The organism is Rhodococcus sp. NPDC060086, assembly GCF_042730275.1.
Lineage (GTDB): Bacteria > Actinomycetota > Actinomycetes > Mycobacteriales > Mycobacteriaceae > Rhodococcus.
In genome coordinates this window covers 20,507-45,881 of sequence record NZ_JBHWWZ010000003.1, presented here as the reverse complement: position 1 = coordinate 45,881, position 25,375 = coordinate 20,507, and the positions used below count along the sequence as shown (strand labels likewise).

Genomic DNA, 25,375 nt, shown 5'->3' with positions numbered 1-25,375 from the left:
CATGCGTTGCGCCGGATAAGGCGTTCTATGCTCAGGCGGTGGAGACCTTGTCCATGTTGTGCGCGAGTTCGTCTGTCAACAAATGGAATTCGTTCTGGCCACGTTCGCGGACCCACACGGGATCCGAACAATGCCACCGTTCGGCGGACAGTGAGCGCGTGAGGATCTTGAACGTTGCAGTGCGGGGAAGACTACGCGCCACCCGAACGAATGTCGGGAGCTGTTTGGGGCCGAGATCGGCCTGTGCATCGAGGAATTCGGCGAAGGAGATCGGGTCGAAATCGTCGTCCACAGTGGGAACGACCGCGGTCATCACCCGGTCGCCCACATATCGATCGGGCACGCCGTAGACCGTCACCTGCGCGAAGCCCGGATAGCGCAGCAGGACCCGCTCGATAGGCGCCGCGCCGAGATTCTCACCGTCGACGCGCAACCATCCGGAACTGCGGCCGGCGAAATACACGAAGCCGTCGTTGTCCCGATAGGCGAGGTCGCCACTGTGGTATCTGCCGTCGCGGATCCGCTCTGCATCGGCCTCCGGATTCTTGTAGTAGCCGGAGAACGCGCCTGCGCCTTCGTTGTTGACGAGCTCGCCGGTGGCCTCGTCGGCGTTGACGATGCGGCCGTCCGCATCGAATTCCGCGGCCGGACACTCCAGTCCGGTCTCGGGGTGAAGGATCACGACATTGCCGGGAAGTCGGCCCAATGCCCCGGGCGGTGCGCCGGGTGTCGCGGCGATCGACACACCACCTTCGGTCGAGCCGAACCCGTCCACGACGACCGCATCGAAACGTCGGGAGAACTCGGCGACCGCGGGCGCACTGCCCTCGTTGCCGTACATGATCCGCAGGGGATTGTCGGCGTCGTCGGGCCGCGCCGGTGTTGCCACGATGTACGACAGCGGCTTGCCCACGTAATTCGCGTACGTCACCGAGAACTTACGCAGGTCGGGAAGGAATCCCGACGCCGAGAACCGGCGGCGCAACGCGACCGAACTCCCGGCGGCCAAGGCGACGCCCCACCCTGCCATCATCGCGTTCGAATGGAACATCGGCATCGAAAGATAGACGGTGTCGGCCGGACCCAGCCCGAACCTTTCGGCCAGCATATGACCGGGCCCGGAAATCTTCGCGTGGGTACAGCGCACCGCTTTCGGGTCGCCGCTGGTGCCGGACGTGAAGATCAGCATGAATAGGTCGTCCGGATCGGTGGTGTCGACGATCTGCTCCGATCCCGCGTACGAGGAGATCATCGTGTGCCACTCGTCGGAATCGATGTCGATCACCCGCACCCCGGAGAGGTCGAGCCCCTCGAGCAGACTCAGGTGGGTGGTCTCGGTGAACACCACCTGGCAATCGGCGAGCAGGATGTCGCGGGCGAGCGCCTCGCCGCGCCTGGTGGTGTTCAGACCCGCAACCACCGATCCCGAGAACGCGGCCGCTCCGAGCAGGAGCGAGAACTCCGGCACGTTGTCGAGCAGCAGACCGATGTGCCGGGGACGCGACGGATCGAGAATGCTGCGCAGTAGCGCCGCGCGATCGTGGGAGAGCGCGACCTGGTCGCGCCACGAGACGAAGGAGTCCTCGAACCGCATGCCCCGGTCGTCGACCGTGTCGAGACGCCGGAGCAGTGTAGTAACGGTGTCGGGCATGATGACTTCCTCCGAACGTCAGGGCAGGGGAGCGTCAGGCAGGAGCGTCGGCGAGTTCCCTGCCGAGTGCACGCAACTGCGCCGTGGCCGATCCCAGCAAGAACTCGTGATGCTTCGCAACGAGGAAGTACCGGTGAACGGGATGGTCCTCGTCGAGCCCGACACCGCCGTGCACGTGCACCGCGGTATGCGCGACCCGATGCCCGGCGTCGGCGGCCCAGAATGCGGCGGTGCGCAGTTCCTGTTCGTGAGGATCGCCCTCGGCGATGCGGAAGGCTGCCTGCCACAGCGTCAGGCGCACGCCTCTGACGTCGATGTACGCGTCGGCCAGGCGTTGTGCGACGGCCTGGAAACTGCCGATGGGACGATCGAACTGGACCCGCTCGCGGGCGTACTCGGCGGTGAGTTCGAGCGCCCGGTCGAGGACACCGCACTGGTAGGCGGCCGATCCGAGAAGCAGGTGGTCGCGCAGCCGGGCTGCGACGGCTGCACCGTCGGAACCGAGAATGCGGTCAGGTCCGAGCGCAACCCCGTCCAGTGTGACGATGCCGGTGGACCCGAAACCGGTGGTCTGTTGCGGAGTGACGCTCACACCGGGATCGTCGGCGCGGACCAGGAACACCGCGACCCCGTCGTCCGTCGCGGCAGGCACGAGAAAGCCGTCGGCGACGGGTGCGGTGTCGACGACGATCTTGGTGCCGTTCAGCACGTGGCCGGAACCGGAGACGATGGCCGAGGTGGTGGGATGGAGCGGATCGTCGTGGATCTCTTCGGCCAGCGCGGCGGTGAGGATCTTCTCGCCGGATGCGGCTGGTGCACCCCACTCCTCGAGCTGTGACTCTGTGCCGAATTCTGCTATGACGGAAGCAGATACGACGATCGACGTCAGATAGGGGACGGTCGCGGCGCCGCGACCGAGTTCGATGAGGACGGCGGCCTGTTCGAGGGGGCCGAATCCGTCGCCGCCGACCGAATCGGGCAACGCCGCGCCGAGAACACCCGAGGAGGCAAGGGCATCCCACAGAGTGTGGTCGGTGCGATCATCGGCGGCATCGAGACTGCGCTGATGGTCGTTGGTGACGATGTCGGTGACGATGCTGCGCGTGAGTTCCGAGAGGTCCTGCTGCGCTTCGGTGAGGGTGAAATCCACGGTGGGCGTCCTTTTCTAGCGCTTGGAAGGCGGCAGGCCGAGTGCGGTCATCGCGATGATGTCGCGCTGCACTTCGTTGGTGCCGCCGCCGAAGGTGAGGATCAGCGAACTGCGATGCATCCGCTCGATGCGTCCGCGCAGCAGTGTGCCGGGGGAGTTCTGACGCACTGTCGCCGCCGGGCCGAGAATCTCCATGAGCAGGCGGTACGCCTCGGTGGCGAACTCCGTTCCGAAGACCTTGTTGGCCGAGGCAGGTGCGGGTCCGAGGGGGCCGGTGCCGGAGGCGATGTCCCAGTTCATGAGCTGGAGGTACTCGGCCTTCGCGTGCACCCGCGCCAGGTTGACCTGAACCCATTCCTGGTCGATCACGCGCCGCCCATCGGGAAGGTGCGTGTGCTGTGCCCAGGCCCGAACCTCGCGCAGTGCGCTCAGGACGGGGCCGGCGGAGGTCAGCGCGACCCGCTCGTGGTTGAGCTGATTGGTGATCAGGGCCCAGCCGCCGTTCTCCTCGCCGACGAGTGCGGAGGCGGGGACTCGGACATCCTGGTAGTAGGTGGCGCTGGTGTCGGGGCCGGCCATGGTGTGCACGGGCGTGTAGGAGAAACCCTCGGCGTCGGTGGGGACGATGAGGATGCTGATTCCCTTGTGCTTCTTGGCATCAGGATCGGTGCGTACTGCCAGCCACACGTAGTCGGCGTAGGCGATCAGGCTCGTCCACATCTTCTGGCCGTTGATCACCCATTCGTCGCCGTCGCGTACGGCGCTGGTGCGCAGTGACGCGAGGTCGGTGCCTGCCTCCGGTTCGGAATATCCGATGGAGAAGTGGAGTTCACCGGCGGAGATGCGTGGGAGGAAGTAGGCCTTCTGTTCGTCGGTGCCGTAGTGCATGATCGTCGGCGCGACCGAGTCGATGGTCAGGAATGGAACAGGCGCGCCGGCGACGGCGGCTTCGTCGCTGAAGATCAGCTGGTCCATCGCCGGACGATTCTGGCCGCCGAACTCTTCCGGCCAGCCGAGCGTGAGCCACCCGTCTTTGCCCATCTGCTGAACGACCTCGCGGTACACGTTGCCCGAGCCGTACTCACCGGTGGTGGCGGCGAGTGCCTCGCGTCGTTCTTCCGTCATCAGGTCTGCGAAGTACTCGCGCAGTTCCTCGCGTAGCCGTTGCTGCCCGGGGGTGTAGTCGATGTCCACGAACGCTCCTCCGTCGTCTCAGGATCCGACGAATCATTGCACAGAATTGTAACGCGTTCTAGTCTGAGTTCGAATGACTCCTACGGTGAGGAATGAGGTCCGGAGATGGATGTCGAGGTCGACTTCGACCGCTGTGAGGCCAACGGTGTGTGCGTGGGTATCGCACCCGACGTCTTCGATCTGAACGACGACGACGAACTGATCGTCGTGCATCCCGTTCCCGCGGGGAGCGAGGATCTCGTTCGTGATGCGATCGCGCAGTGCCCCCGCGCGGCGCTGTCCGAGGTTTCGGCAGCGACGAGCTGACGGCGAGTTCGCGGGTCTTGTCATAAACAGCAACAAGTTCTAGATTCCGGGGCGGCTTCGGATCCCCGGAGTGGACCACGGGTGAGGGCATCTTGGATGTCTTGCCCGACTTCGCAAGGGAGTGCGTGAATGAGTGCTGTCGGTAACGGTCGCGACGGGGATGTGTCGCTCGAGGGCAAGGTTGCGGTCGTCACCGGTGCCGGCGCGGGACTCGGACGCGCCGAAGCGCTCGGTCTCGCCAGTGCGGGAGCGAGGGTGATCATCAACGATCTCGCTCCGGGCGACGCGGTGGAGGACACCCTCGCGCAGATCCGTGCGCTGGGGGTCGACGCCGACTTCGTGCCCGGCAGTGTCGCCGAACGTGCCACCGCCGATGCGCTGGTGTCCCGTGCTGTGGATCGGTTCGGTGGGCTCGACATCGTGGTCAACAATGCCGGTGTCGTCCGCGACCGGATGCTTCCGAACATGTCGGACGAGGAATGGGACACCGTCATCTCGGTGCACCTGCGTGGCCATTTCCTCCTGTGCCGCAACGCCGCGGCCTACTGGCGTGGCAGGTCGAAGGAGATCGGTGGCCCGGTCTACGCGCGGATCGTGAACACCTCGTCCGAAGCCGGACTGCTCGGCCCCGAGGGGCAGGCCAATTACGGTGCCGCGAAGGCGGGCATCACTTCGCTCACCGTATCGGCGGCGCGCGGTCTGGCGCGGTACGGCGTCCGCGCCAACGCGATCTGCCCGCGGGCGCGCACCGCGATGACCGAAGCGGTGTTCGGGGATGCGCCCGACGGCGAGATCGATCCCCTTTCGCCCGATCATGTCGCATCGCTGGTGTCCTACCTGGCCTCTCCCGCGGCAGAGAACGTCAACGGCCAGGTCTTCATCGTCTACGGCCCGATGGTTGCGTTGATGGCAGCGCCGACCGTCGAGCAGCGCTTCGACGCCGACGGGCAGTGGACCCCTGCTGCGCTCGCTTCCGAACTCGGTGGGTACTTCTCGGACCGGGATCCGGGCAGGACGTTCTCGGCATCTGCCGCGCTCGCCCTGTAATTCGCCTCTAAGCTTCGTGGCAGGTCCGATCCGGACGCTCGTCCGGATCGGGTTTACTGCAACCGGCAGTGTCGGTTACTGTTGCACTCCGCGCGCCTCCGGGCGTCGGCGCCCGGCTCCGGCTGTGAAGAAAAGCAGCTTTCTCGATGCCGAAACAACATGGGAATCTGTTCTAGTTTTTCTGCCGGAGCAAGTCGATTTCGATGTAGCGGCAGCATGGCGTCGGCAATTCGGAAAGGTTGCCCGGTGATGCGCATTCTCATCAAAACCCCAGTGTAAACCGGCTTATGTCCGCTTGGGATCTTTGAACCCGCCCATGTTTTTTCGTCAGTAGCACCGACATTCCAACCGTGGAAGCGACGCATCTTTGACACGTGAACACGTTCTAGTTAATATGGCGCGGGTCACAGCAATACTGCTGCTGTGGCGTGGGGCAAGCACATCATCGAACGAAGGGGAAACGCGGTGGTAGACCTCTTCGAAGTCCCCCTGCGGGCCGTCGGTGGCTTGTTCGCCATGACAGGCGAGACCGCGCGTGCCGCCTTCGTCCGTCCGTTCCAGCGCCGCGAATTCATCGATCAGGCATGGTTCGTCGCCAGGGTCTCCCTGATGCCGACCATCCTCGTCGCGGTCCCGTTCACCGTGCTCGTCAGCTTCACGCTGAACATCCTGCTGAGGGAGATCGGCGCGGCCGACCTCAGCGGTGCGGGAGCCGCCTTGGGTGCTGTCACCCAGGTCGGGCCCATGGTCACCGTGCTCATCGTCGCCGGCGCCGGAGCCACCGCGATCTGCGCCGACCTCGCCGCCCGCACCATTCGCGAGGAGATCGACGCGATGAAGGTGCTCGGTATCGATCCGATCCAGCGCCTCGTCGTACCGCGGGTCCTCGCGTCCACCGTGGTCGCGCTTCTACTCAACGGACTCGTCTGCACCATCGGCATCCTCGGTGGCTTCGGCTTCTCCGTCTTCTTCCAGGGCGTGAACCCGGGCGCCTTCGTCAACGGCATCACTCTGCTCACCGGATTCGGAGAACTCATGATCTCCCAGGTCAAGGCAGGCCTGTTCGGCATGATCGCCGGACTCGTCGCCTCATACCTCGGTCTGAACGTCAGGGGCGGTGCCAAGAGTGTCGGCGACGCCGTCAACCAGACGGTGGTGTTCGCATTCATGGCGCTCTTCGTCGTCAATCTCCTCGTGACCGCAGTCGGCATCAAGCTCACGGGCGGATGAGGGGGCACACACGATGGCATTGATGACAGGCCGATTCCCCAGAACTACGCGACGACTCGGCAAGACGTCGAAATCGATCGACAGGCTCGGCGAGCAAGCATTGTTCTTCGCCCGCGCACTCGGCACCATGCCGCGCGCGGTGATGCACTACCCGAAGGAGACCGTGCGGCTGATCGCGGAGATCAGCATGGGCACAGGCGCGCTCGCCGTCATCGGCGGCACCGTGGTGATCGTCGGCTTCCTGACCTTGTTCACCGGCGGAATCATCGCCGTGCAGGGATTCAGCTCGCTCGGCAACATCGGAGTCGAGGCCCTCACCGGCTTCTTCGCCGCATTCATCAACGTGCGCATCGCCGCCCCGACCATCGCAGGTATCGGACTCGCCGCGACGATCGGCGCCGGTTCCACCGCGCAGCTCGGCGCGATGCGTGTCTCCGAAGAGATCGATGCCCTCGAGACCATGGCGATCCCGTCGATTCCCTACCTCGTCTCGACCCGCGTGATGGCAGGAATGATCTCGATCATCCCGCTGTACTCGCTGGCGGTCATCGCGTCGTTCATCGCCAGCAGGTTCGCGACCGTCGTGCTCTACGGGCAGTCGGGCGGCGTCTACGACCACTACTTCTCGACCTTCCTCATACCCACCGACATCCTGTGGTCGTTCGTGCAGGCGATGGTGATGGCGGTCGCGGTGATGCTCATCCACACCTACTACGGTTTCACCGCAAGTGGAGGCCCCGTCGGCGTCGGTGTCGCGGTCGGCAACGCGGTGCGGGCCTCGTTGATCGCGGTCGTGACGGTGACCCTCCTCATCTCCCTCGCGGTGTACGGCACCTCCGGCAACTTCAACCTGTCGGGATAGGGCGGCGCGCATGGATACTCCTTCGTGGAAGAAGAAGCTTGCCGCCTTCGGGTTGGTCGGGGGACTGGTGGCGATCGTCGCCGTGGCGCTGACATTGTTCGTCGGTGGCTTCACGTCGACGACACCGATCACCGTCACCTCGGCCCGGTCCGGGCTGGTGATGGAGACCGAGGCCAAAGTGAAATTGCGCGGCGTCGAGGTGGGCCGGGTCGCATCGATCGAGCACAGCCCGAACGGCGCCGTGCTCGAACTCGCGATGCAGCCCGGACAGATGGACCTGATCCCGTCGAATGCTCAGGTAGCGATCGAATCGACCACGGTGTTCGGGGCGAAGTTCGTCAACATCATCGTCCCCGACGACCCGTCGTCGACGCCGATGCAGGAGGGCGCGGTGATCGCGGCCGACAGCGTGACCGTCGAATTCAACACCGTTTTCGAACATCTCTCCGACGTCCTGGCGCAGATCCAGCCCGAGAAGCTCAACGCAACCCTCGGCGCGTTGTCCGAAGCGCTCAACGGGCGCGGGGACGAACTCGGCGCGACCCTCGTCGCGGCCGACGAGTACCTGGCCGAGATGAACCCGTCTCTGCCACAACTCGAATACGACCTCGAGGTCGGCGCGACTGTCGCGCAGCTCTACGCCGATGTCGCGCCCGATCTGATGACCACGATCGGGAATGCGACGGAGGTGGGCAACACCGTCGTCGACGAGCAGGAACAACTCGATCTGCTGCTGATGAACCTCACCGGTCTCGCCAATACTGGGCGGGACGTACTGGGGGAGAACGAAGCCCAGCTCACCACCGCGCTCGATGCCCTGACTCATACCACCACGCTGCTCGGCGAGTACTCGCCCGAACTCACCTGCTTCATCACCGGTCTCAACGATGCGCGGGTCGCGTTCGAGCCGATGGCGGGCACCGGTAAGTACGCGGCATTGACGCTCAGTACCAGTTTCATGGGCGGAGCGACCCCCTACAACCACGAGGAGGACCTTCCGGTGGTCGGTGCGTCGGGCGGCCCCAACTGCCACGGAATGCCGAATTTCGATCCGGTCCGAGACGGGAATGCGCCGTTCCTGGTGACCGACACAGCGACGGTCCCGTTCAAGCCCGCCACTGAGGCATGGATCCGGTACCCGACGATCTTCGGATTCCTGTTCGGCGACTACCTTCCGGCAGGGCAGTGACCATGAGGGAATCCACAGTCAAGTTCTCGATCTTCGCCCTCGTCATGGTGCTGGTGTTCGCCGGCCTCACGGTGGTGTTCAGCCAGGCACGCTTCACCGGAACAGAGGACTACCACGCCACATTCGACGACGTATCAGGGCTCGAAGCAGGCGACAAGGTGCGTATCGCAGGAGTTCAGGTCGGGTCGGTGACGGGCGTCGACATCGGGGACGGCAATCACGCCGAGGTCGATTTCAATGTCGACTCCAAGCACACACTGTTTGCGAGCACTCGCGCGACGGTGCGTTACGAGAACCTGGTCGGCGACCGCTATCTCGAACTTCTCGAAGGACCCGGCAGTCTCGACATCCTCGCTGCGGACGGCAGCATCCCCCTCGAACAGACCGAACCCGCCCTCGACCTCGATCTTCTGCTCGGCGGATTCAAGCCGCTGCTCAGGGGCCTCGATTCCCAGCAGGTCAACGACCTGTCGGGTGCGTTGCTGCAGGTCTTCCAGGGGCAGGGCGACACCCTGGTGTCGCTGCTCGGCTCCACCAACTCGTTCACCAACTCGCTTGCCGACCGCGACCAGTTGATCGGCGACGTCATCGACAACCTCAACGGCGTTCTCGGGACGATCGACGATCACGATCGTGAGTTCACCGAGACCATCGATCAGCTGCACAGCCTGGTCGGCGGACTCGCCGACGACCGCGACCCGATCGGCGCTGCCATTCCGCAGATCGCCGCAGGTACGGCCGATCTCGCTGCACTGCTGCAGAACACGCGTCCCGACCTCCAGTCGGTGATCGCCGAAACCAACCGCACCATGACGCAGCTCGACATGGGAGAGGACGACATCAACACGACACTCTCGCGGCTGCCGTCGGACTACAAGAAGCTGATCCGCGTCGGTGCGTACGGAAACTTCTTCCAATTCTTCCTGTGTGCCAACACCTTCAAGCTCTCGGGACCGGACGGGACGACCATCCGATTCACGACTGCCGCACAGACGACCGGAAGGTGCGCGAAACTCGAATGAGCGGAATACGAGAACCCGACACACTCAGGATCGGCGCGGTCGGTCTTGCGGTGTCCGTCGCGATCGTCGTGGCAGGACTCCAATACGACCAACTGCAGTTCCTGTCCGGTGGCCTGACGTATTCGGCCCGGTTCGCCGATGCCGGCGGTCTCGTGTCCGGCGACGACGTCACCCTCTCCGGCGTCGACGTCGGTGCGGTCACCGACGTCGCCCTCGACGGTGATGCCGTGCTCGTGACCTTCAGGATCCGCGACGGCATCGGCCTCGGCGACGGCACAGGCGCCGACATCAAGACCAACACCGTGCTCGGTGCGAAGTCCCTCGCGGTGCGTCCCGGCGGCCGGGGTGTGATGCGACCGGGTTCGGTGATCGCCCTCGAACGCACCAACTCGCCGTACTCGCTGACGGACGCCCTCGGCGATCTCACGACGACCACGTCGGACCTCGACACCGACCAGATCAACGAATCGCTCGAGGCACTGTCGGATACGTTGCAGGACACACCGCCCGAGATCCGCGGGGCCCTCGACGGCATGACACGCCTGTCGCAGTCGATCAACGCGCGCGACGAATCGCTGTCACAGCTTCTCGCTCGCGCGGAGGGTGTCACCGGCATCCTGTCGGAGCGCAGCGATCAGGTCAACGAGCTGATCGTCGACGCGAGCTCGCTCTTCGGTGAGCTGAGCCTGCGGCGCGACGCCATCACCGAACTCATCGCGAACATCTCGTCGGTGTCGCGGGAGCTGACCGGCCTCGTGCAGGACAACCAGGCCCAGATGGGACCGACGCTCGAGGTGCTCAACAGGGTGACCGAGAATCTGCAGGCGAACAAGGAGAACATCGCCGGTGCTCTCGACGGGCTCGGTCCCTACATCAGCGCTCTCGGCGAATCCGTTGCGAGCGGACCGTTCTTCAACGCCTACGTGTCGAACATCCTCCCGGCGCCGTGGTGGAAGGCCATAGTGGACAGTCAACTGGCACCCGACCTGCTGCCGCAGGATCTACAGGACGTGATTCCGAAGGAACCGCCGTCGATCAAGAGGGATGGCGAATGAACGCCCACACCACACCCGCCGAGAGCGCGGCCCGCGGCCGACCGAAATGGCTCCTCCCTGCGATCGCCTGCGTCGTGGTCATCGCGCTCGTCGCGGTCGGACTCGCAGTGTTCTCCGGACTGGGTAAACGAACGATCCATGCCGAATTCCTCTCCACGAGTGGCCTGTACGAAGGCGACGACGTGCGGGTGCTCGGGGTGTCGGTCGGGAAGATCACCGATCTCGATCCCGGCGACGAGATCGTGCGAGTAACCATGCAGGTCGACGACTCGGTCGATGTCCCGGCCGACGCCAAGGCCGTGATCATCGCCCAGAGTCTCGTCTCCGCGCGGTTCGTCCAGCTGACACCGGTCTACTCCGGCGGAGAAGCGATCGCCGACGAAGCGACGATCCCGGTGGAGCGCACCGCATCCCCCGTCGAATGGGACGAGATCAAGACCGAGCTGATGCGGTTGTCGGAGGCACTCGGACCGGAAGAGCTCGACCCGCAGGGTTCGCTCGGACGGTTCATCGACACCGCCGCGGAGAACCTCGAGGGCAACGGTGCGACGATCAACAGCACCCTTCGGGAACTGTCCGACACGATGCACACGCTGTCGGAGGGACGCACCGACCTGTTCGGCACTGTCCGTAATCTGCAGGCCTTCGTGTCGGTGTTGTCGCAGAGCAACGAGCAGATCGTGCAGTTCGGCGGTCGCCTGGCGTCCGTGTCGAATGTGCTGGCCGAAAGCTCCGACCAATTGGGAGTCTCCCTTTCCGATCTCAATATCGCCGTCGGGGACGTCCAGCGGTTCATCCAGGACAACCGCGCAGGGCTGACCGAATCGGTGGAGCGACTCGCCGACGCCACCGAGGTGCTCGCCCGTAAGCGCCCCGAGATCGAACGTGTGCTGCACTCCGGCCCGACGGCGCTGTCGAACTTCTACAACATCTACAAGCCGGCCCAGGGCTCGCTCACCGGCGCACTCGCCATCAACAACACGGCGAACCCGATCGAGTGGATGTGCGGGTCGGTGGGTGCTGCGGCGAATGCGACGTCCGAGCGCAGCGAAGAATTGTGCCGACAGCATCTCGGTCCGGTCTTGTCTTCGATCCAAGCCAATTACCTTCCGGTCCTGGCAAATCCGTTGGCCGGTGTCCAGGCGTTCCCCGACCAGATCGAGTACTCCGAGCCGGGGCTCGAAGAGGCGTCGGCCGGGCGTGGAACCGCTCCGGAACAGCCCGCGATGCCTGCGTCGCCGCTGGACAGTGTGCTTCCGGGGCTTCCAGGGATCACGGTTCCGGGCGATCTCGGGTCGCTGCTGCAGCCGGGAGGAGGACGATGAGAATTCGGAGCAGAGCAGTGCGGTTCGCCGCAGCGGCAACGACGGTGGTCGCGGCGGCCACGCTGTCCGGGTGCGAATGGAACGGGCTCAACTCCGTTCCGATGCCCGGTGCGGCGGGTCGCGGCGCCGACTCGTACCAGGTTCAGATACGAATGCCGAATGTCACTACGCTGACACAGAATTCGCCCGTGCGAATCGACGACGTCACCATCGGTTCCATCGAGAACATCGAGGTCGAGAACTGGCACGCGCTGGTGACGGTGTCGCTCGAAGGAGACGTCGAGTTACCCGCCAACGCGACCGCCCGCATCGGTCAGACGTCGCTGCTCGGATCGCAGCATCTCGAATTGGCGGCGCCGACCGCCGAGCCTCCGCAGGGCCGGCTCGAACCCGGCGACATCATTCCCCTCGAGCGTGCGGGCGCCTACCCCACGACGGAACAGACCCTCTCGTCGCTGTCGCTGGTACTCAACGGCGGCGGACTCGCGCAGATCAACGACATCACCACCGAACTCAATGCGGCCCTTGTCGGGCGCGAGGATTCGATCCGCAATCTGTTGCCGCGTGTCGACGAGCTGGTCTCCACCCTCGACACTCAACGCGACGACATCGTGTCGGCACTCGAGGGTATGGATCGTCTCGCGTCCACGGTCGACAATCAGAACGAGACGCTGGTCAGAGCATTGGAGGAACTTCCTCCCGCGCTCGAGGTACTCGCAGGTCAGCGGCAGAACCTCACGGCGGCGATGACGTCGCTGGGAGAGATGAGCACGGTCGCGAGCCGGCTCGTGGAGAACAGCGGTGAGGATCTGAAGACGAACCTGCAGGCGCTGTCTCCCACGCTACGTGCGCTCGCCGATTCGGGTAGTTCGCTCACGGAGGTGCTCGGTGTGCTGCTGACCTACCCCTTCCCGCAGGCGGGGATCGATCAGGTCATCCGCGGCGACTACGCGAACCTCGCGATGACCATCGACCTGACTCTCGAGCGGCTCGACCTGAACTTCCTGACCGGAACCCCACTGGCCGGACGACTGGCGGGCCCCGAAGGCATCCTCGGTACGGATGCAGGACTCGCAGCACAGGCGGTAGACCCGTTCCAAGCGCCGCTGGCGCCTCCCCCTCCGGCGCCGCAAGGCACGGAAGGGACGGTGACCATCCCGGGCATCGGCGAAATCAAGATTCCGGGACTGCCCTGGGAGGTGCCGACACCATGATGCTCACCAAGTTCGTCCGCATCCAGCTCTCGATCTTCGCGGTACTCACCGTGATCGGGCTCGTGGTGATGTCGTTGATGTACGTGCGTCTTCCACAGTTGGTGGGTATCGGTCAGTACAACGTCACCGTCGAGCTCCCGTCGACCGGTGGGCTGTATCCGCATTCGAACGTGACGTATCGCGGAAACGCCGTCGGCAAGGTCACGAGCGTGACGTTGTCGCCCGGCGGTGTCGATGCGGTACTGGCCATCGATTCCGACCAGAAGATTCCCGCCGACGTCGATGCCGCGGTGCGCAGCGTCTCGGCGGTCGGCGAGCAGTACGTCGACCTCGTGCCGCACGAAGGCGCATCGGCAGATGCTCATCTCGCCGACGGCGACGTGATCCCGGTCGATCGGACCACGGTTCCGCAGGAGGTCGGTGCGCTGCTCGATCAAGCGGATGTTCTGCTCGCCAGCATCTCCGACACACGATTGCAGACCGTCGTCGACGAGGCATTCGACGCGTTCAACGGGACCGGCCCGGAACTGCAGCAGCTCCTCGACTCCACACGGCTTTTCGTACAGGAGGCCTCGGCGAACTCGGGTGAAACGCGCAGGCTCCTCGACGAGCTCGGGCCACTACTGGACACCCAGGTGGTCACCAGCGATTCGATCCGATCGTGGACCCGCGACATGGTCACATTCACCGACCGACTCCGTGAGAGCGACCCGGACATACGTTCCGTCATGGAGAAGGGTCCCACCGCTGCTGCGGAGGCGGAAACTCTTCTGCAGGAACTGCGCCCGACGTTGCCGCTGCTGCTCGCGAACCTGGTGAGTGTCGGTGAAGTGGGCGTCATCTACAACGCGGGAATCGAGCAGATCCTCGTGCTGTACCCGCCGATGACGACCGCGTTGATCACCGCTGCGGGCGGCGGCCCCGCCGAAGACGGTGCGGTCGTGGACTTCCACCTGCAGTTGCACGACCCGCCGCCGTGCCTGTCCGGCTTCGTGCCTCCCGAAGAGTGGCGAAGCCCGGCGGACACGTCGATGGTGGACACGCCCGACGACATCTTCTGCCAACTGCCGCAATCGGATCCGAATGCCGTACGCGGTGCACGGAATGTACCGTGCATGGAGTACCCGGGGCGACGTGCGCCGACCCCCGACATGTGCCGCACGGGTTACACGCCGGGTTACACGGACAATCCGTGGCGGGGCCCGCCCACGCCGGTCGCATCGGAGAACGACATGCCGACACCGGCTTCGCACACGGAAAACGGTGCCGACGAAGTTCCGGCAGGCGTGACCGCGCGACGGATCGATCCGGATACGGGCACGTACATTGGTCCGGAAGGCAACGTGTTCCGGCACGCCGACCTCGGAGATGGAGCGAGTTTGGAAACTTACATGAAGGCGCAGCAGGGCTGATGGCCGACGACGAAGAGAAGAAGGATCCCGAAGCTCCGGTCGAATCGGACAGTGCCATCGAACCGGACAGGGCCGTCGAACCGGACAGGGCCGTCGACCTGACGAAGGCGGACGGACCTGAACGGCATTCGGAACCTGAGCGCGTAGACCCGGCTCCCTCTGCGAGTCCGCGTTGGGCGAAGCTCGTCACCGTCGTAGCGTCGGTACTGGTTGTCGCGCTCATCGCGGCGGGGGCGTGGTTGCTGTTCGAGAGGCAGTCCGCCGCCGACCGCAACGACCGACGCGAAGAGTATCTGCAGGCAGCACAGCAGACCGTCCTCAACCTCACGAGCATTCGAGCCGAGACCGCCGATGCCGACGTCAAGCGGCTCATGGAAGGCGCGACCGGAGACTTCAAGGCCGAGTTCGAAGGCCGAGAGGGACCATTCGTCGAGGTCGTGCAGCAAGCGGGGGTCACGACCACCGGCGAAGTGCTCGAAGCGGGTATTCAAACCGAGGACGGGCCCTGCACGGCATCGCTCGTGGCGTCACGGGCGATGGTGAGCAATGCCGATCAGACCGAGCCCGCACCCCGCGATTTCCGACTCCGGGTGACGATCTGTGACGAGGAAGGCCGCTTGTTGGCATCGAAGGTGGAGTTCGTGCCATGAGTGATGACCGGAAGGAAGACCCTGTGACAGCTGTGGACGCCGACACCACCGACGCCGAGACCAAGACCGCCGCCGGGAGCGTGTCGGATGTCGAGCCGTCGAAGTCGCCTCTGCCGCTGATCGCCGGTGCCCTCGGTGTGGTGGCGGTGGTGTTCGCGGTGCTCGTCGGCTGGTTGGGCTACGGCACGATCCAGGATGCGGCCGCCGAGTCCGCCCGGACGGACGCGGTGGCCGCGGCGCAGGAGCAGGCAGTTGCGATGCTCGCGTACGACTTCGAGAACGTCGACGAGCAGACCGCGGCCGCGGCCGACGGACTCACCGGCGACTTCCGCGACGAATACATGAATCTGATGCAGAACATCATCGCGCCCGGCGCGAAGGAGAAGTCGATCAGTGTGCAAGTGAACGTGCAGGCGTCGTCGGTGGTGTCGGCCGACGCCGATCACGCAGTGACGCTGCTGTTCCTGAACCAGATCACCACCAGTTCGGAGAATCCGGAGGCGGTGAGTAGCGGAAGCCGGGTGCGGGTGGAACTCGAGAACCAGGATGGGCGTTGGCTCGTGAACCGGTTGACTCCCATCTAGAACGCGCGGTCAGTTCGGCTCGCCGGTCTCCGCAGGCGCGACCAGCGCCGGTCCGGCGGCCCCTTCGTGCGCGAGCGCGTCGAGGAACGCGTGGGCCCATCGATCCACGTCGTGGGTGAGCACCTGACGACGGAGGGCCCGCATCCGCTTGCGGCCTTCCTCGCGGGTCTGTGTCAGTGCGGCTTCGAGCTTGTCCTTGACGTCTTCGAGGTCGTGCGGGTTGCACTGGTATGCCTGTTTCAATTCCTCGGCGGCACCGGTGAATTCGCTGAGAACCAGCGCTCCGCCCAGGTCGCTGCGACACGCCACGTATTCCTTGGCGACGAGGTTCATGCCGTCGCGCAGGGGAGTCACGAGCATCGCGTCGGCTGCGACGAAGAACGCGATCAGGTCTTCGCGGGGGACCGGGCGGTGGATGTAGTGCACGACGGGGCGGCCGACTTCGGCATACTCGCCGTTGATGCGGCTGACGACCATCTCGATCTCGCCGCGCATCTGCACGTACGACTCGACGCGTTCACGGCTCGGTGTCGCGAGTTGCACCATCACCGTATCCGCGGGGTCGACGCGACCTTCGGCGATGAGCTCCCGAAGTGCGTCGAGCCGGATGTCGATGCCCTTGGTGTAATCGAGCCGGTCGACGCCCAGCAGGATCTTCGTCGGGTTGCCGAGTTCCTTGCGGATGGCCTTGGCACGCGCCCGGATTTCCTTGCTTCGAGACTGCTCGTCCAACGTTCCGGACGCGATCGAGATCGGGAACGCTCCCACCCTCACGGTGCGGAACCCGACCTGCACGACACCGAGTTTGGACCGCACACCGACCGTCCCGCGGGACGTCTGGTGTCCGGCGAGGCGACGGGCGAGGTAGAGGAAGTTCGTGGCGCCGCCCGCGAGATGGAAGCCGATGAGGTCGGCGCCGAGCAGGCCCTCGACGATCTCGGTGCGCCACGGCATCTGCATGAACAGCTCGACCGGCGGGAACGGGATGTGGAGGAAGAACCCGATGGTGAGGTCGGGCCGCAGCATGCGGAGCATCTTCGGCACCAGCTGGAGCTGGTAGTCCTGGATCCACACCGTCGCGCCCTGCGCGGAGGCCTTCGCCGTGGCTTCGGCGAATCGCCGGTTCACTTCGACGTAGGAATTCCACCATTCGCGCCGGTACTCCGGGCGCACGATGACATCGTGATAGAGCGGCCACAGGGTCGCGTTCGAGAAGCCTTCGTAATAGTCGGAGATCTCGTCTGCACTGAGCGGTACGGGGTGCAGGACCATGTCGTCTTCGACGATGGGGTCGATGTCCGCGTCTGCGACACCCGCCCAGCCGACCCATGCGCCTCGGTTGCTGCGCAGGATCGGCTCGAGCGCGGTGACGAGACCGCCGGGACTGCGTTTCCAGCGTGTCGTGCCGTCCGGTAGGCGTTCGAGGTCGACCGGGAGGCGGTTCGCCACGACCACGAAATCCGATTCGGTGAACGTGTCGGAACCTTGGCGTGGTATCGCCTCGCCAGTCGTCACATCGTGTCCTCTCCGCCTGTGGTTCGTGTGATCAGTGCTTGTCGACGGGGGCGATGCCGAGCATCGACAGGAGCATGCGGCACTCATCCGCATCCTCGGCGTATGCGGCGACGACGCGCTGCGCCTGGCGTGCGGTTTCGTCGGCGAGGGGTTCGAGATCCTCGTCCGCGATGTCTTTCGCCGTGGGTTCCGCGGCCATGATTATCCTCCCGGGGTGACTGCTGTGAGCAGGCGCTCTACCTGACTCTATGAGAATTGGACACCTCGACGCCACCCGCCTTCCGCTGGACCGAGTTCGGTACCTGGACCGGGCGGGGCGATGACCCACCACGGTACGGTGTATCGGGAGTTGCGCCACCGCGTCGACGCGTGGCGCTGTTCGCTATTCGCCGAGGAAGGTTTTCATGCCCATCGCCACGATCAACGGAATCCCACTGAACTACCAGGTCAAGGGTTCCGGCGACCTGGTCGTCCTGATCATGGGAACCGGCAGCCCCGGCCGTGTGTGGGATCTGCATCAGGTTCCTGCGCTGGTGAAGGAGGGGTACCGCGTCGCGACGTTCGACAATCGCGGTATCGCACCGTCGGGGGAGAGCCTCGGCGGTATCACCATCGAGGACATGGTGAAGGACACCGCGGGTCTGATCGAGTTGCTCGGAGGGCCGGCGCACGTCGTCGGGACGTCGATGGGTTCGCGCGTTGCGCAGGAACTCACACTGGCCCGGCCGGATCTCGTGCGAAAGGCCGTGTTCCTCGCGGGGCATGCTCGGATGGATCACTTCCAGATCATGCTGACCGAAGGTGAGCGTCAGCTGTACGACAGTGGAGTGGAACTGCCCGCGAAGTACAAGGCCGCGCTCACCGCGGTGATGAACCTGTCGCCTGCGTCGCTGGCCGACGAGAACACCGCCCGCGACTGGCTCGACGTGTTCGAATTCAGTGGTGGTCGCGCATCCCCGGGTGTGCGAGCCCAGCTGGGGATGGATCGCGAATTCGATCGCCGTGCTGCCTACCGGGCGGTGCGTGTGCCGTGTCTGTCGGTCGGTTTCGCCGACGACCGGATGATTCCGTCGTACCTGTCGCGTGAGGTCGCCGATGCGATTCCGAATGCTCGGTACGAGGAGATTCCGGACGCCGGTCATTACGGGTACCTCGAGCGTCCGGAGGCTGTGAACAAGCTCCTGTTGGACTTCCTGGCCGACTAGAAGCGGCAGTAGAACGCGTGGCAAGCGCGGCGGAATCCCTATGGGGTTCCGCCGCGCTCGTGCATTTCCGGGCATTTCGGGAGCGGTCGGGATGTGTCCGATCGGAGATCCCCACGGAGCGGACTTCGCTTGGTACGCTCCCCGAACCAAGGTTAGCCTGAGCTTTGTTCAGGGGGTTGAGGCGAGCCGGCTGCGGGCATCTTGCCCCCGACAACGGAAGTTGAGTGATGATCGACCGATCCAGCACATTCACCGGTCAATCGGAGGTGCAGGGCGACCCGCACGGGGAGGTCTTCGACCTCGTCGGTATCGGTTTCGGACCTGCGAACCTGGCGTTGGCCATCGCGATCGAGGAACACAACGAAACCTCTCCGCGCGACGAGGTTCGCGCGTGTTTCTTCGAGCGTCGTACCGAGTTCGCATGGCATCCCGGAATGCTCCTCGAAGGCTCCACCATGCAGATCGCGTTCCCCAAGGATCTGGTCACCTTCCGCAATCCGACCAGCAGCTACAGCTTCTTCTCCTACCTTCATGAGCACGACCGGCTCGTCGACTTCGTCAATCATCAGACGTTCTTTCCTACCCGGCTCGAGTTCCAGGATTACCTGCAATGGGCTGCTCGACGGGTCACTGCCGAGGTTCGCTACGACTCAGGCATCGTGTCCGTCGAGCCTCTGCGCAACGCGCGGGGAACCGCGGACCTGTTCGCGATCCGTGCTGCCGACGGAAGCGTCGTGCATGCTCGGACGGTCGTGATGGGTGTCGGCCTGCGGGCCCGCGTTCCGGAGTGGGCGAGCGAGTCGTCGCGCTGCTTCCACAACCACGACTTCCTGTTCCACCTCGAGGAGATGCCTGCGCCGGTCCACCAGCGATTCGTCGTGGTCGGTGCCGGTCAGAGTGCTGCAGAAGTGGTGCAGTACCTGCACACCAACTACCCGCAGGCCGAAGTCCACAACGTCTTCGGCCGGTTCGGATACAGCCCCGCCGACGACAGCCCGTATGCCAACCGGATCTTCGACCCCGAAGTGGTCGACGAACTGCACGGAGCCCCGATCGAGGAGCGCGAGCGTCTCCTCGCGCTGCACAAGGGCACCAACTACGCGGTCGTGGCGCCCGAACTGATCGAAGCGTTGTACGCAGCCGAATACCGGGAGCGGGTGCGTGGGCCGCGCCGCCTGTTCATGCGTCGTGCATCCGAGGTGGTCGCGGCCACGGAGACCGCCGCGGGCATGGAAGTGGAAATTCGTAACAACCTGGGCGGCGTGTCCGACACACTGAAGTGCGACGCCGTCGTCCTCGCGACCGGCTTCGAGCCGACGCAGCTCGGCTCGGTGCTCGGAGATCTCGCGTGGGATACCCCGGTGCCGCCGGTGGCGCGCGACTACCGTCTGGAGTTGCCGGACGACGTCGCAGCCGACATGTATCTGCTGGGAGGGACGGAGAAGACTCACGGTTTGACCGCGTCGCTATTGTCGAATGCGGCGGTTCGGGCGGGAGAGGTCCTCTCCTCGGTCCTCGAGCGCCGGTTGCGGGAGCAATCGGTGGAGCACGCAGGGATCGGCGAGCTTGGTAGAATACCGAACCAGCACACCTACGCAACAAGTGAGGCGAGATGAGCACGAATCCATTTGACGACGAAGACGGCCGCTTCTACGTTCTCGTGAACGACGAGGAGCAGTACTCGCTGTGGCCGACCTTCGCCGAGGTCCCGCAGGGGTGGCGGGTGGTATTCGGCGAAGAGTCGCGCGCCGCATGCGTCGAGTACGTCGAGCAGAACTGGACCGATATGCGTCCCAAGAGCTTGCGCGACGCGATGGAGGCCGACCAGAAGGCCCGCCAGGGTAGCGCCTAGGAACTTCTTCTACATTCGACGAGAGTCACGCAGCCGACGAAATCGCTGCGTGACTCTCGTCTTTTGTGTAGGCATCGGTGCGGTGGAGAGCGGTGACGTCGGAAGCGGTCCTGTGCCGTCGAACATGGGTAGGGCCCCGGTGGTGCCGTCGATGACCGGGATCGGTCCGGTCGTTGCGGTGGCGCTGGGGCGGTCCTCTGCTTCTTCCCGGGCCGTCCGCGACCCGGTTCGACGCATCTGCGGCCGGCGCAACCCGCTCGCTGCGGCGCCGAGGAGAAAACGAGGATGACGTGTCGTGCGGGCGAGCCACTCACCCAGGGTCACCCCCGCGGCGAGGGCGCACCCGATGCCGAACGCCGAGAACAGCGCCGTCATGCCGCTGGTGACCTCGTTGCGCAGCATCGCGTACAGACCCCGGTACAGGGCCAGACCCGGCAGCAGGGGAGTGATACCGGCAACCGCGACGACCAGCGGCGGGATCAGAGCGCGGCGAGCCATCAGACCACCCGCGAAGCCGATCACCGTCGCGGCTGTTGCCGACGAGACGATCGGACCGAGGCTCAGCCCCAGCGACAACTGGTAGACGAGGGCACCGGCGGCGCCGGCAAGTGCCGCCACCGTCAGTGCCCGGCGCTCCGCATAACAGGCCAGGGCGTAGAACAGGGCGGCCGCGGCACCCGCAGTGACCTTCGTAGGCAACTGAGCCAGATCGGGTAGCGCAGCGTAGGTGATGAGGGGAAGCTCGGCTCCGAACACTTCGGCGATGCGCAGCGTCGTCGCCACGCCCGCGATGATCCCGCCGGTCATCATCAGCAACTCGAAGAACCGCGCAGATGCGGTGATCGGTGCGCCCGTGATGGCGTCCTGCACCGAGCCGACCAGAGAGAGGCCGGACAGCAGCACCGTGACGCCCGCCGCGATGATCAGTCCCGGCGAAATCTCGAAACCGAGCGTTTCGCGGAACCCGTACAAGGTGATTGCGGGGGCCGTCGCGATGATGCCGCCCATCACGTGCTGGAAGAAGAACGGCAACCCTGCACCGTTGAGAAGCCGGTTGGCGCGGTCGATGACGAACGTCGACCCGAAGGCCACCAATGCGACGAGGAACCCGCCGCCGAGCAACACGGAGATCGCCGCGGCCATGCCCGACCATGCGACCGTGGCGACCCAACGGTTGTAGGGGTGAGGCGCTGTGGTGAGCGCCATGAGTTCTTCGTGGGCCTGCGCCGGAGAGATCGCGTCGCGTCGGATTCTTCGAGTGAGGCGATCGACCGCGGCCAGACGCGTGAAGTCCATCGACCGGTACTGCACCACGCGCATGCTGCTCGCCGGAGGCATCGTCTGTCCGCGATAGGCCGACAGCACGATCGAGTTGTACGTGACGTCGACGTCGCACTGGGCCAGTCCGTACGTCGCGGCGACGAACCGTACCTGTTCGGCGGTATCGATCGCGCCGGTGCCCGCGGCGAGCAGAACTTCACCCACGCGGACTGCGACATCGAGGGCTTCGGCGACCACTGCGTCGTCCGTCAGATCGATCGGCTGGAGCGGCGCGGGTGCGGCGGTGACCGCGTCGATCGTCGCGCGGCGCTTCCCGAAGATCAGATTCGCGGCGTCATTGAGGATGTTCACCGGCGACCGTCCACAGCGAACTCGTGGCAGGCAAGGGTGAAACGCATGGGACCCACGGTAACCACACAGGGTGGATGTGCGCGGCGAGTGTGACGCACTATATGATGGGCCGCGCTCGAGATGCCTCCTTAGCTCAGTGGTAGAGCACTCGCCTTGTAAGCGAGCGGTCGTCAGTTCAATCCTGACAGGGGGCTCGGGACTGTTTCACGTGAAACAGCAGGTCAGGGGCCGATTCCGGAGACGGGGTCGGCCCCTTTCGCTGTATTTGGACCCCGAATGGACGCGGACGCCTCCAGTGCGTGTGCCACATCGTCGAGATCGTCCTCGAACAGGGCCGCGTAGGTGTCGAGCGTCATCGCCGCCGATTGGTGGCCGAGGGACCGCTGGATGGCCTTCACGTTCGCTCCGGCCGAGACCATCAGGGATGCGGCGGTGTGGCGCAGGTCGTGGACCGTGACGCGGGGGAACTCGCCCCGGAGCTGGCATCGCCGGACCGCCCCCGATAGCCACGAGTCGTGCGCGGAGGGTGGCCCGAGGAAACCGCCGGTCTGGGATGGCCATAGCAGGTCGTCGCGGGCTTTGCCCTCGCACTGCCGCGCCAGCGCTTCGGCGACGAACCCGGGCATGACGACCTCGCGGGACTTGTGGCCCTTGAGCGTGCCGACCCGGCCGTTGACGGCGTTTCGCTCGAGTCGCACCCGTCGCCGCAGGAAATCGATATCGCTCGGGCGCAGGGCGGCAGCTTCACCCCACCGGAGGCCGCAGTAGGCGAGCAGCAGGACGAGCGAGCGGTAGCGCTCGGGGGCTTCGTCGGCGAGGTGGCCGACCTGCTCGTGCGATAGGAATACGTGACGTGGCGGAGGCTTGCGGGGTAGACGTACCCCCCGCGCCGGGTTCGACGCCAGCAGGCCATCCCGGACGGCGTCTTCGAGTATCCGCGACAGCACCGAATACGCGGTCTGGACGATCACCGGCCCCCGTTGGGCGGCGATCTGGGCTACCCACGCCTGGACATCGGTGTATTTCACCTTCGACACCTGCACCCGCCCCCAGGATGGCTCGACCCAGATCCGCCACGCACTCTCGTAGGAACGCCAGCCGGACGGCTTCATGTGGCCGCGCTGGCGTTCGAGCCAGGCTGGCCCCAACGACCCGATGGTGGCTCGTCCCGCCGAGGTGGCGACGAACGCGCCCTGGGCGATCGACACCCCGAGGTGGTCGGCCCAGCGTTGGGCGTCACGTTTGGTCTGAAACCCGCGTTTGCGGGAGGTCGTGTTATCGGGCTTCCGGTACCGCACTTCCCAGCGGTCGCCGCTGCTGGTGGCGTACCGCCGGACGCTAGCCACGGCGAAGCTCCTGGACGAGCTCGCCGACGAGGTTCCGCGTCACATTGCCTCGTGCCTGGGCCCCGGGGCCGGACCGGGCGTCTCGCTCCTCGGTGAGCGTCCGGCCCCACAGCCGCTGGGCCGCTGCCACGACCTGCGCTATCGGGATGTCGAGCTTGCGCGCGGTCCGCTCCTCGGCGAGGCCGATACGTGGCTCCGGCTCGACCCAGCGCGACGCGACTCCGCCCACGAGGGCCCCGGCGAGTTCCTCCGGCTCGAACCGGAGGACTTCGTTCACCTGGACGGGCCCCTCGGTGGCCAGCAGGTCCGCGACCGACACCGGGGGCCCTCCGCGTAGCTGGCGCAGGCTCGAGAGCGTGGCCGCGACGGCGATCACGGTCGGCAGGGCGAGACCGACCCGGCCGTGTTCCCAATCGGACCAGCGCCCGACGGACCACTTCAACCCGTGTTCCCGCGCGGTCTGTGCGGCCAGCTCCAGCGGTATTTCCATCGCGGTTCGCTCCCGCCGGGTGGCGGCTCCGAGTACGTCGCTCAAGTCCATGCACGGGATATTACGCGACGTTACCGGAAACCACGGAACTTGACGTCACGTGGATTACCGTGTTTCCATATTTCCGGTAACGCCGCTCCGGCGGCCCCACTTCGAGAGGAACCCTCAGATGAACACCGAAGCCCGCAAGACCCAGACCGCAGCAGTCCGCAAGGCTGGCCAGTTCGTCAAGACCACCACAGCGTGGCTGGCCTCCGGCTGGACCGAAGCCCGCCACGGTCGCCACCAGGCCGCGATGGACTGGGCCACCGGAGCCCGCGACGAGGCACAGGCCGCCCTGCGTCTACTGGATGGCATCTACACCCGTACAGCCGTCGCCCACCGGAACGCCGCCCTCGACATCCTGGAGCAGGTCGCCGCGATCTACGCGGCCGTGGCCTCCTCGACCGACCCCGTCGCGGCCGAGGTCATCGACGACATCGCCGCCGGAGCCACCGAGGTGGCCTGGCTGAACGGTGACGCCTCGAGCCTGGGAACCGCCGCAGATGGCCGGTCCGCCCTCGTCCAGAAGCTCTCCGGCGGGCGGTTCTGCTGGACGATCTTCGACACCGACGGGAATATCACCGAGACGGGCCAGACCTACGGCCGGGAGTCGGCCCGTGGAGCGGCTACGGCACGCCTCCGGGCGTCCACCCCGGCCGAAATACCCGCCCCTGCACCGGAAGCCCAGGACGTGGCTCCGGAGGCATCAGACGATACCGCCGACGCCGACGACCTCGCCCAGGCGTGGGCCGAGCGGGTCTCCCAGCGCTACATCGACGGGGAACGCGGGCTGATCCGGGAGCAGGTTGGAGAGCTCGAAATCGACCTCGCCATCGACCAGGACCGCGACCTGTGGGTGGCCTCCGCGCGCCGGGGCGACGACCTGATGGCGGAGACGTTCGCGCCCCGGCTGGGTGAAGTGATGCTCTGGCTGATCCGCCAGCTCGAGGAGGAGGCCACGACCGCGTACGAGATCCAGTACTGCTACCGGGGCCGCTGGTTCACCGAGGAGGTCAAATACGCGGGGGCCGAGGCTGACCGCCGGGTGGACCAGCTCCGCCAGCTCTCGCCCGAGCGCAGTTTCCGGGTCCTCGTGCGGTACCCCGCGTCCGTAGACGTCTGATCCCTGCACCCGAGGGCCGGGGGTGTCCTTAGCACCCCCGGCCCGCCACCACCATATCCACCCCCCCGAAGGAGTTCCCGTGAGCACACTCGCCACCCCGTCCGAGGTCGCCCGCTATCTGGGCGTGTCAGTCGGTTCACTCGCCCAGATGCGCCACCTCGGACGCGGACCCGCGTTTACGAAGATCGGTTCCCGCGTCCGGTACCGCTGGGCATCGGTCGAGTCGTACGTCGACCAGCAGACCCGCCAGCAGACCAGCTAGACCCCGCAACACCAACG

Annotated in this window: 25 protein-coding genes and 1 tRNA gene; 18 read left to right on the top strand and 8 right to left on the bottom strand. The window is 65.5% G+C overall.

Features of this window, described 5'->3' with window-relative positions:
* Positions 1–31 precede the first annotated feature (31 nt).
* From ACFWB0_RS03040 to ACFWB0_RS03030, 3 genes are read right to left on the bottom strand one after another with little or no spacing between them, the layout of a single operon-like run.
* Positions 32–1,651: a long-chain-fatty-acid--CoA ligase gene (locus tag ACFWB0_RS03040; protein ID WP_378488950.1), complete on the bottom strand. Its 1,620-nt coding sequence runs from the start codon at positions 1,649–1,651 to the stop codon at positions 32–34.
* 34 nt (positions 1,652–1,685) lie between these two features.
* A complete protein-coding gene (locus tag ACFWB0_RS03035; RefSeq protein WP_378488949.1) occupies positions 1,686–2,801 on the bottom strand; it encodes an acyl-CoA dehydrogenase family protein in 1,116 nt (371 codons plus the stop codon).
* A 15-nt stretch (positions 2,802–2,816) separates the two neighbouring features.
* On the bottom strand, positions 2,817–3,995 hold the full coding sequence (locus ACFWB0_RS03030; RefSeq protein WP_378488948.1) for an acyl-CoA dehydrogenase family protein: 1,179 nt from the start codon (positions 3,993–3,995) through the stop codon (positions 2,817–2,819).
* A 105-nt stretch (positions 3,996–4,100) separates the two neighbouring features.
* Here ACFWB0_RS03030 and ACFWB0_RS03025 point away from each other — a divergent pair, with 105 nt between their 5' ends.
* From ACFWB0_RS03025 to ACFWB0_RS02970, 12 genes are all read left to right on the top strand, one after another.
* Complete coding sequence (locus tag ACFWB0_RS03025; protein ID WP_378488947.1) at positions 4,101–4,301, top strand: ferredoxin; 201 nt, start codon at positions 4,101–4,103, stop codon at positions 4,299–4,301.
* Between the two features lie 129 nt (positions 4,302–4,430).
* The gene (locus ACFWB0_RS03020) at positions 4,431–5,348 is read left to right on the top strand and encodes a 3-oxoacyl-ACP reductase (protein WP_378488946.1); all 918 of its coding nucleotides are present in this window, start codon (positions 4,431–4,433) and stop codon (positions 5,346–5,348) included.
* Positions 5,349–5,813: 465 nt separating this feature from the next.
* Positions 5,814–6,578, top strand: coding sequence for an MlaE family ABC transporter permease (locus tag ACFWB0_RS03015; protein WP_378489116.1), 765 nt, complete (start codon positions 5,814–5,816; stop codon positions 6,576–6,578).
* 13 nt (positions 6,579–6,591) lie between these two features.
* Entirely contained in the window at positions 6,592–7,440 is an 849-nt protein-coding gene (locus tag ACFWB0_RS03010) for an MlaE family ABC transporter permease (RefSeq protein ID WP_378488945.1), read from the top strand.
* Positions 7,441–7,450: 10 nt separating this feature from the next.
* Positions 7,451–8,629: an MCE family protein gene (locus ACFWB0_RS03005; protein ID WP_378488944.1), complete on the top strand. Its 1,179-nt coding sequence runs from the start codon at positions 7,451–7,453 to the stop codon at positions 8,627–8,629.
* Between the two features lie 2 nt (positions 8,630–8,631).
* Positions 8,632–9,651, top strand: coding sequence for an MCE family protein (locus ACFWB0_RS03000; RefSeq protein WP_378488943.1), 1,020 nt, complete (start codon positions 8,632–8,634; stop codon positions 9,649–9,651).
* Positions 9,648–10,706, top strand: coding sequence for an MCE family protein (locus ACFWB0_RS02995; RefSeq protein WP_378488942.1), 1,059 nt, complete (start codon positions 9,648–9,650; stop codon positions 10,704–10,706). The genes ACFWB0_RS03000 and ACFWB0_RS02995 overlap by 4 nt, the downstream gene beginning before the upstream one ends.
* A complete protein-coding gene (locus ACFWB0_RS02990; RefSeq protein ID WP_378488941.1) occupies positions 10,703–12,031 on the top strand; it encodes an MCE family protein in 1,329 nt (442 codons plus the stop codon). The genes ACFWB0_RS02995 and ACFWB0_RS02990 overlap by 4 nt, the downstream gene beginning before the upstream one ends.
* Positions 12,028–13,245: an MCE family protein gene (locus ACFWB0_RS02985; protein ID WP_378488940.1), complete on the top strand. Its 1,218-nt coding sequence runs from the start codon at positions 12,028–12,030 to the stop codon at positions 13,243–13,245. The genes ACFWB0_RS02990 and ACFWB0_RS02985 overlap by 4 nt, the downstream gene beginning before the upstream one ends.
* Entirely contained in the window at positions 13,242–14,657 is a 1,416-nt protein-coding gene (locus tag ACFWB0_RS02980; RefSeq protein WP_378488939.1) for an MCE family protein, read from the top strand. The genes ACFWB0_RS02985 and ACFWB0_RS02980 overlap by 4 nt, the downstream gene beginning before the upstream one ends.
* A complete protein-coding gene (locus ACFWB0_RS02975) occupies positions 14,657–15,307 on the top strand; it encodes a hypothetical protein (protein WP_378488938.1) in 651 nt (216 codons plus the stop codon). The genes ACFWB0_RS02980 and ACFWB0_RS02975 overlap by 1 nt, the downstream gene beginning before the upstream one ends.
* Complete coding sequence (locus tag ACFWB0_RS02970; RefSeq protein ID WP_378488937.1) at positions 15,304–15,891, top strand: twin-arginine translocation pathway signal; 588 nt, start codon at positions 15,304–15,306, stop codon at positions 15,889–15,891. Before ACFWB0_RS02975 ends, ACFWB0_RS02970 begins: the two co-directional genes overlap by 4 nt.
* Positions 15,892–15,900: 9 nt before the next feature.
* Here ACFWB0_RS02970 and ACFWB0_RS02965 read toward each other — a convergent pair whose 3' ends face one another.
* Together ACFWB0_RS02965 and ACFWB0_RS02960 are read right to left on the bottom strand one after the other, a co-directional pair.
* A complete protein-coding gene (locus tag ACFWB0_RS02965; RefSeq protein ID WP_378488936.1) occupies positions 15,901–17,406 on the bottom strand; it encodes a trehalose-6-phosphate synthase in 1,506 nt (501 codons plus the stop codon).
* 31 nt (positions 17,407–17,437) lie between these two features.
* Complete coding sequence (locus tag ACFWB0_RS02960; protein WP_378488935.1) at positions 17,438–17,605, bottom strand: hypothetical protein; 168 nt, start codon at positions 17,603–17,605, stop codon at positions 17,438–17,440.
* A gap of 205 nt (positions 17,606–17,810) precedes the next feature.
* Here ACFWB0_RS02960 and ACFWB0_RS02955 point away from each other — a divergent pair, with 205 nt between their 5' ends.
* The 3 genes from ACFWB0_RS02955 (at position 17,811) to ACFWB0_RS02945 (ending at position 20,463) form a co-directional block, all read left to right on the top strand.
* A complete protein-coding gene (locus tag ACFWB0_RS02955) occupies positions 17,811–18,611 on the top strand; it encodes an alpha/beta fold hydrolase (protein ID WP_378488934.1) in 801 nt (266 codons plus the stop codon).
* 227 nt (positions 18,612–18,838) lie between these two features.
* Positions 18,839–20,227: a lysine N(6)-hydroxylase/L-ornithine N(5)-oxygenase family protein gene (locus ACFWB0_RS02950; protein WP_378488933.1), complete on the top strand. Its 1,389-nt coding sequence runs from the start codon at positions 18,839–18,841 to the stop codon at positions 20,225–20,227.
* Positions 20,224–20,463: an MbtH family protein gene (locus ACFWB0_RS02945; RefSeq protein ID WP_378488932.1), complete on the top strand. Its 240-nt coding sequence runs from the start codon at positions 20,224–20,226 to the stop codon at positions 20,461–20,463. Before ACFWB0_RS02950 ends, ACFWB0_RS02945 begins: the two co-directional genes overlap by 4 nt.
* 9 nt (positions 20,464–20,472) lie before the next feature.
* On the opposite strand, the gene ACFWB0_RS02940 is transcribed toward ACFWB0_RS02945, so the two are convergent.
* Entirely contained in the window at positions 20,473–22,095 is a 1,623-nt protein-coding gene (locus ACFWB0_RS02940; protein WP_378488931.1) for a threonine/serine exporter ThrE family protein, read from the bottom strand.
* 122 nt (positions 22,096–22,217) lie between these two features.
* Between ACFWB0_RS02940 and ACFWB0_RS02935 the strand changes: the two genes are divergently transcribed.
* Positions 22,218–22,289, top strand: a tRNA-Thr gene (locus ACFWB0_RS02935).
* 27 nt (positions 22,290–22,316) lie between these two features.
* On the opposite strand, the gene ACFWB0_RS02930 is transcribed toward ACFWB0_RS02935, so the two are convergent.
* Positions 22,317–23,441: a tyrosine-type recombinase/integrase gene (locus tag ACFWB0_RS02930; RefSeq protein WP_378488930.1), complete on the bottom strand. Its 1,125-nt coding sequence runs from the start codon at positions 23,439–23,441 to the stop codon at positions 22,317–22,319.
* On the bottom strand, positions 23,434–23,982 hold the full coding sequence (locus ACFWB0_RS02925; protein WP_378488929.1) for a hypothetical protein: 549 nt from the start codon (positions 23,980–23,982) through the stop codon (positions 23,434–23,436). The genes ACFWB0_RS02930 and ACFWB0_RS02925 overlap by 8 nt, the downstream gene beginning before the upstream one ends.
* A 118-nt stretch (positions 23,983–24,100) precedes the next feature.
* On the opposite strand from ACFWB0_RS02925, the gene ACFWB0_RS02920 reads away from it, so the two are divergent.
* Together ACFWB0_RS02920 and ACFWB0_RS02915 are read left to right on the top strand one after the other, a co-directional pair.
* The gene (locus ACFWB0_RS02920; RefSeq protein WP_378488928.1) at positions 24,101–25,096 is read left to right on the top strand and encodes a hypothetical protein; all 996 of its coding nucleotides are present in this window, start codon (positions 24,101–24,103) and stop codon (positions 25,094–25,096) included.
* 79 nt (positions 25,097–25,175) lie between these two features.
* The gene (locus ACFWB0_RS02915) at positions 25,176–25,358 is read left to right on the top strand and encodes a helix-turn-helix transcriptional regulator (RefSeq protein WP_378488927.1); all 183 of its coding nucleotides are present in this window, start codon (positions 25,176–25,178) and stop codon (positions 25,356–25,358) included.
* Positions 25,359–25,375: the final 17 nt, after the last annotated feature.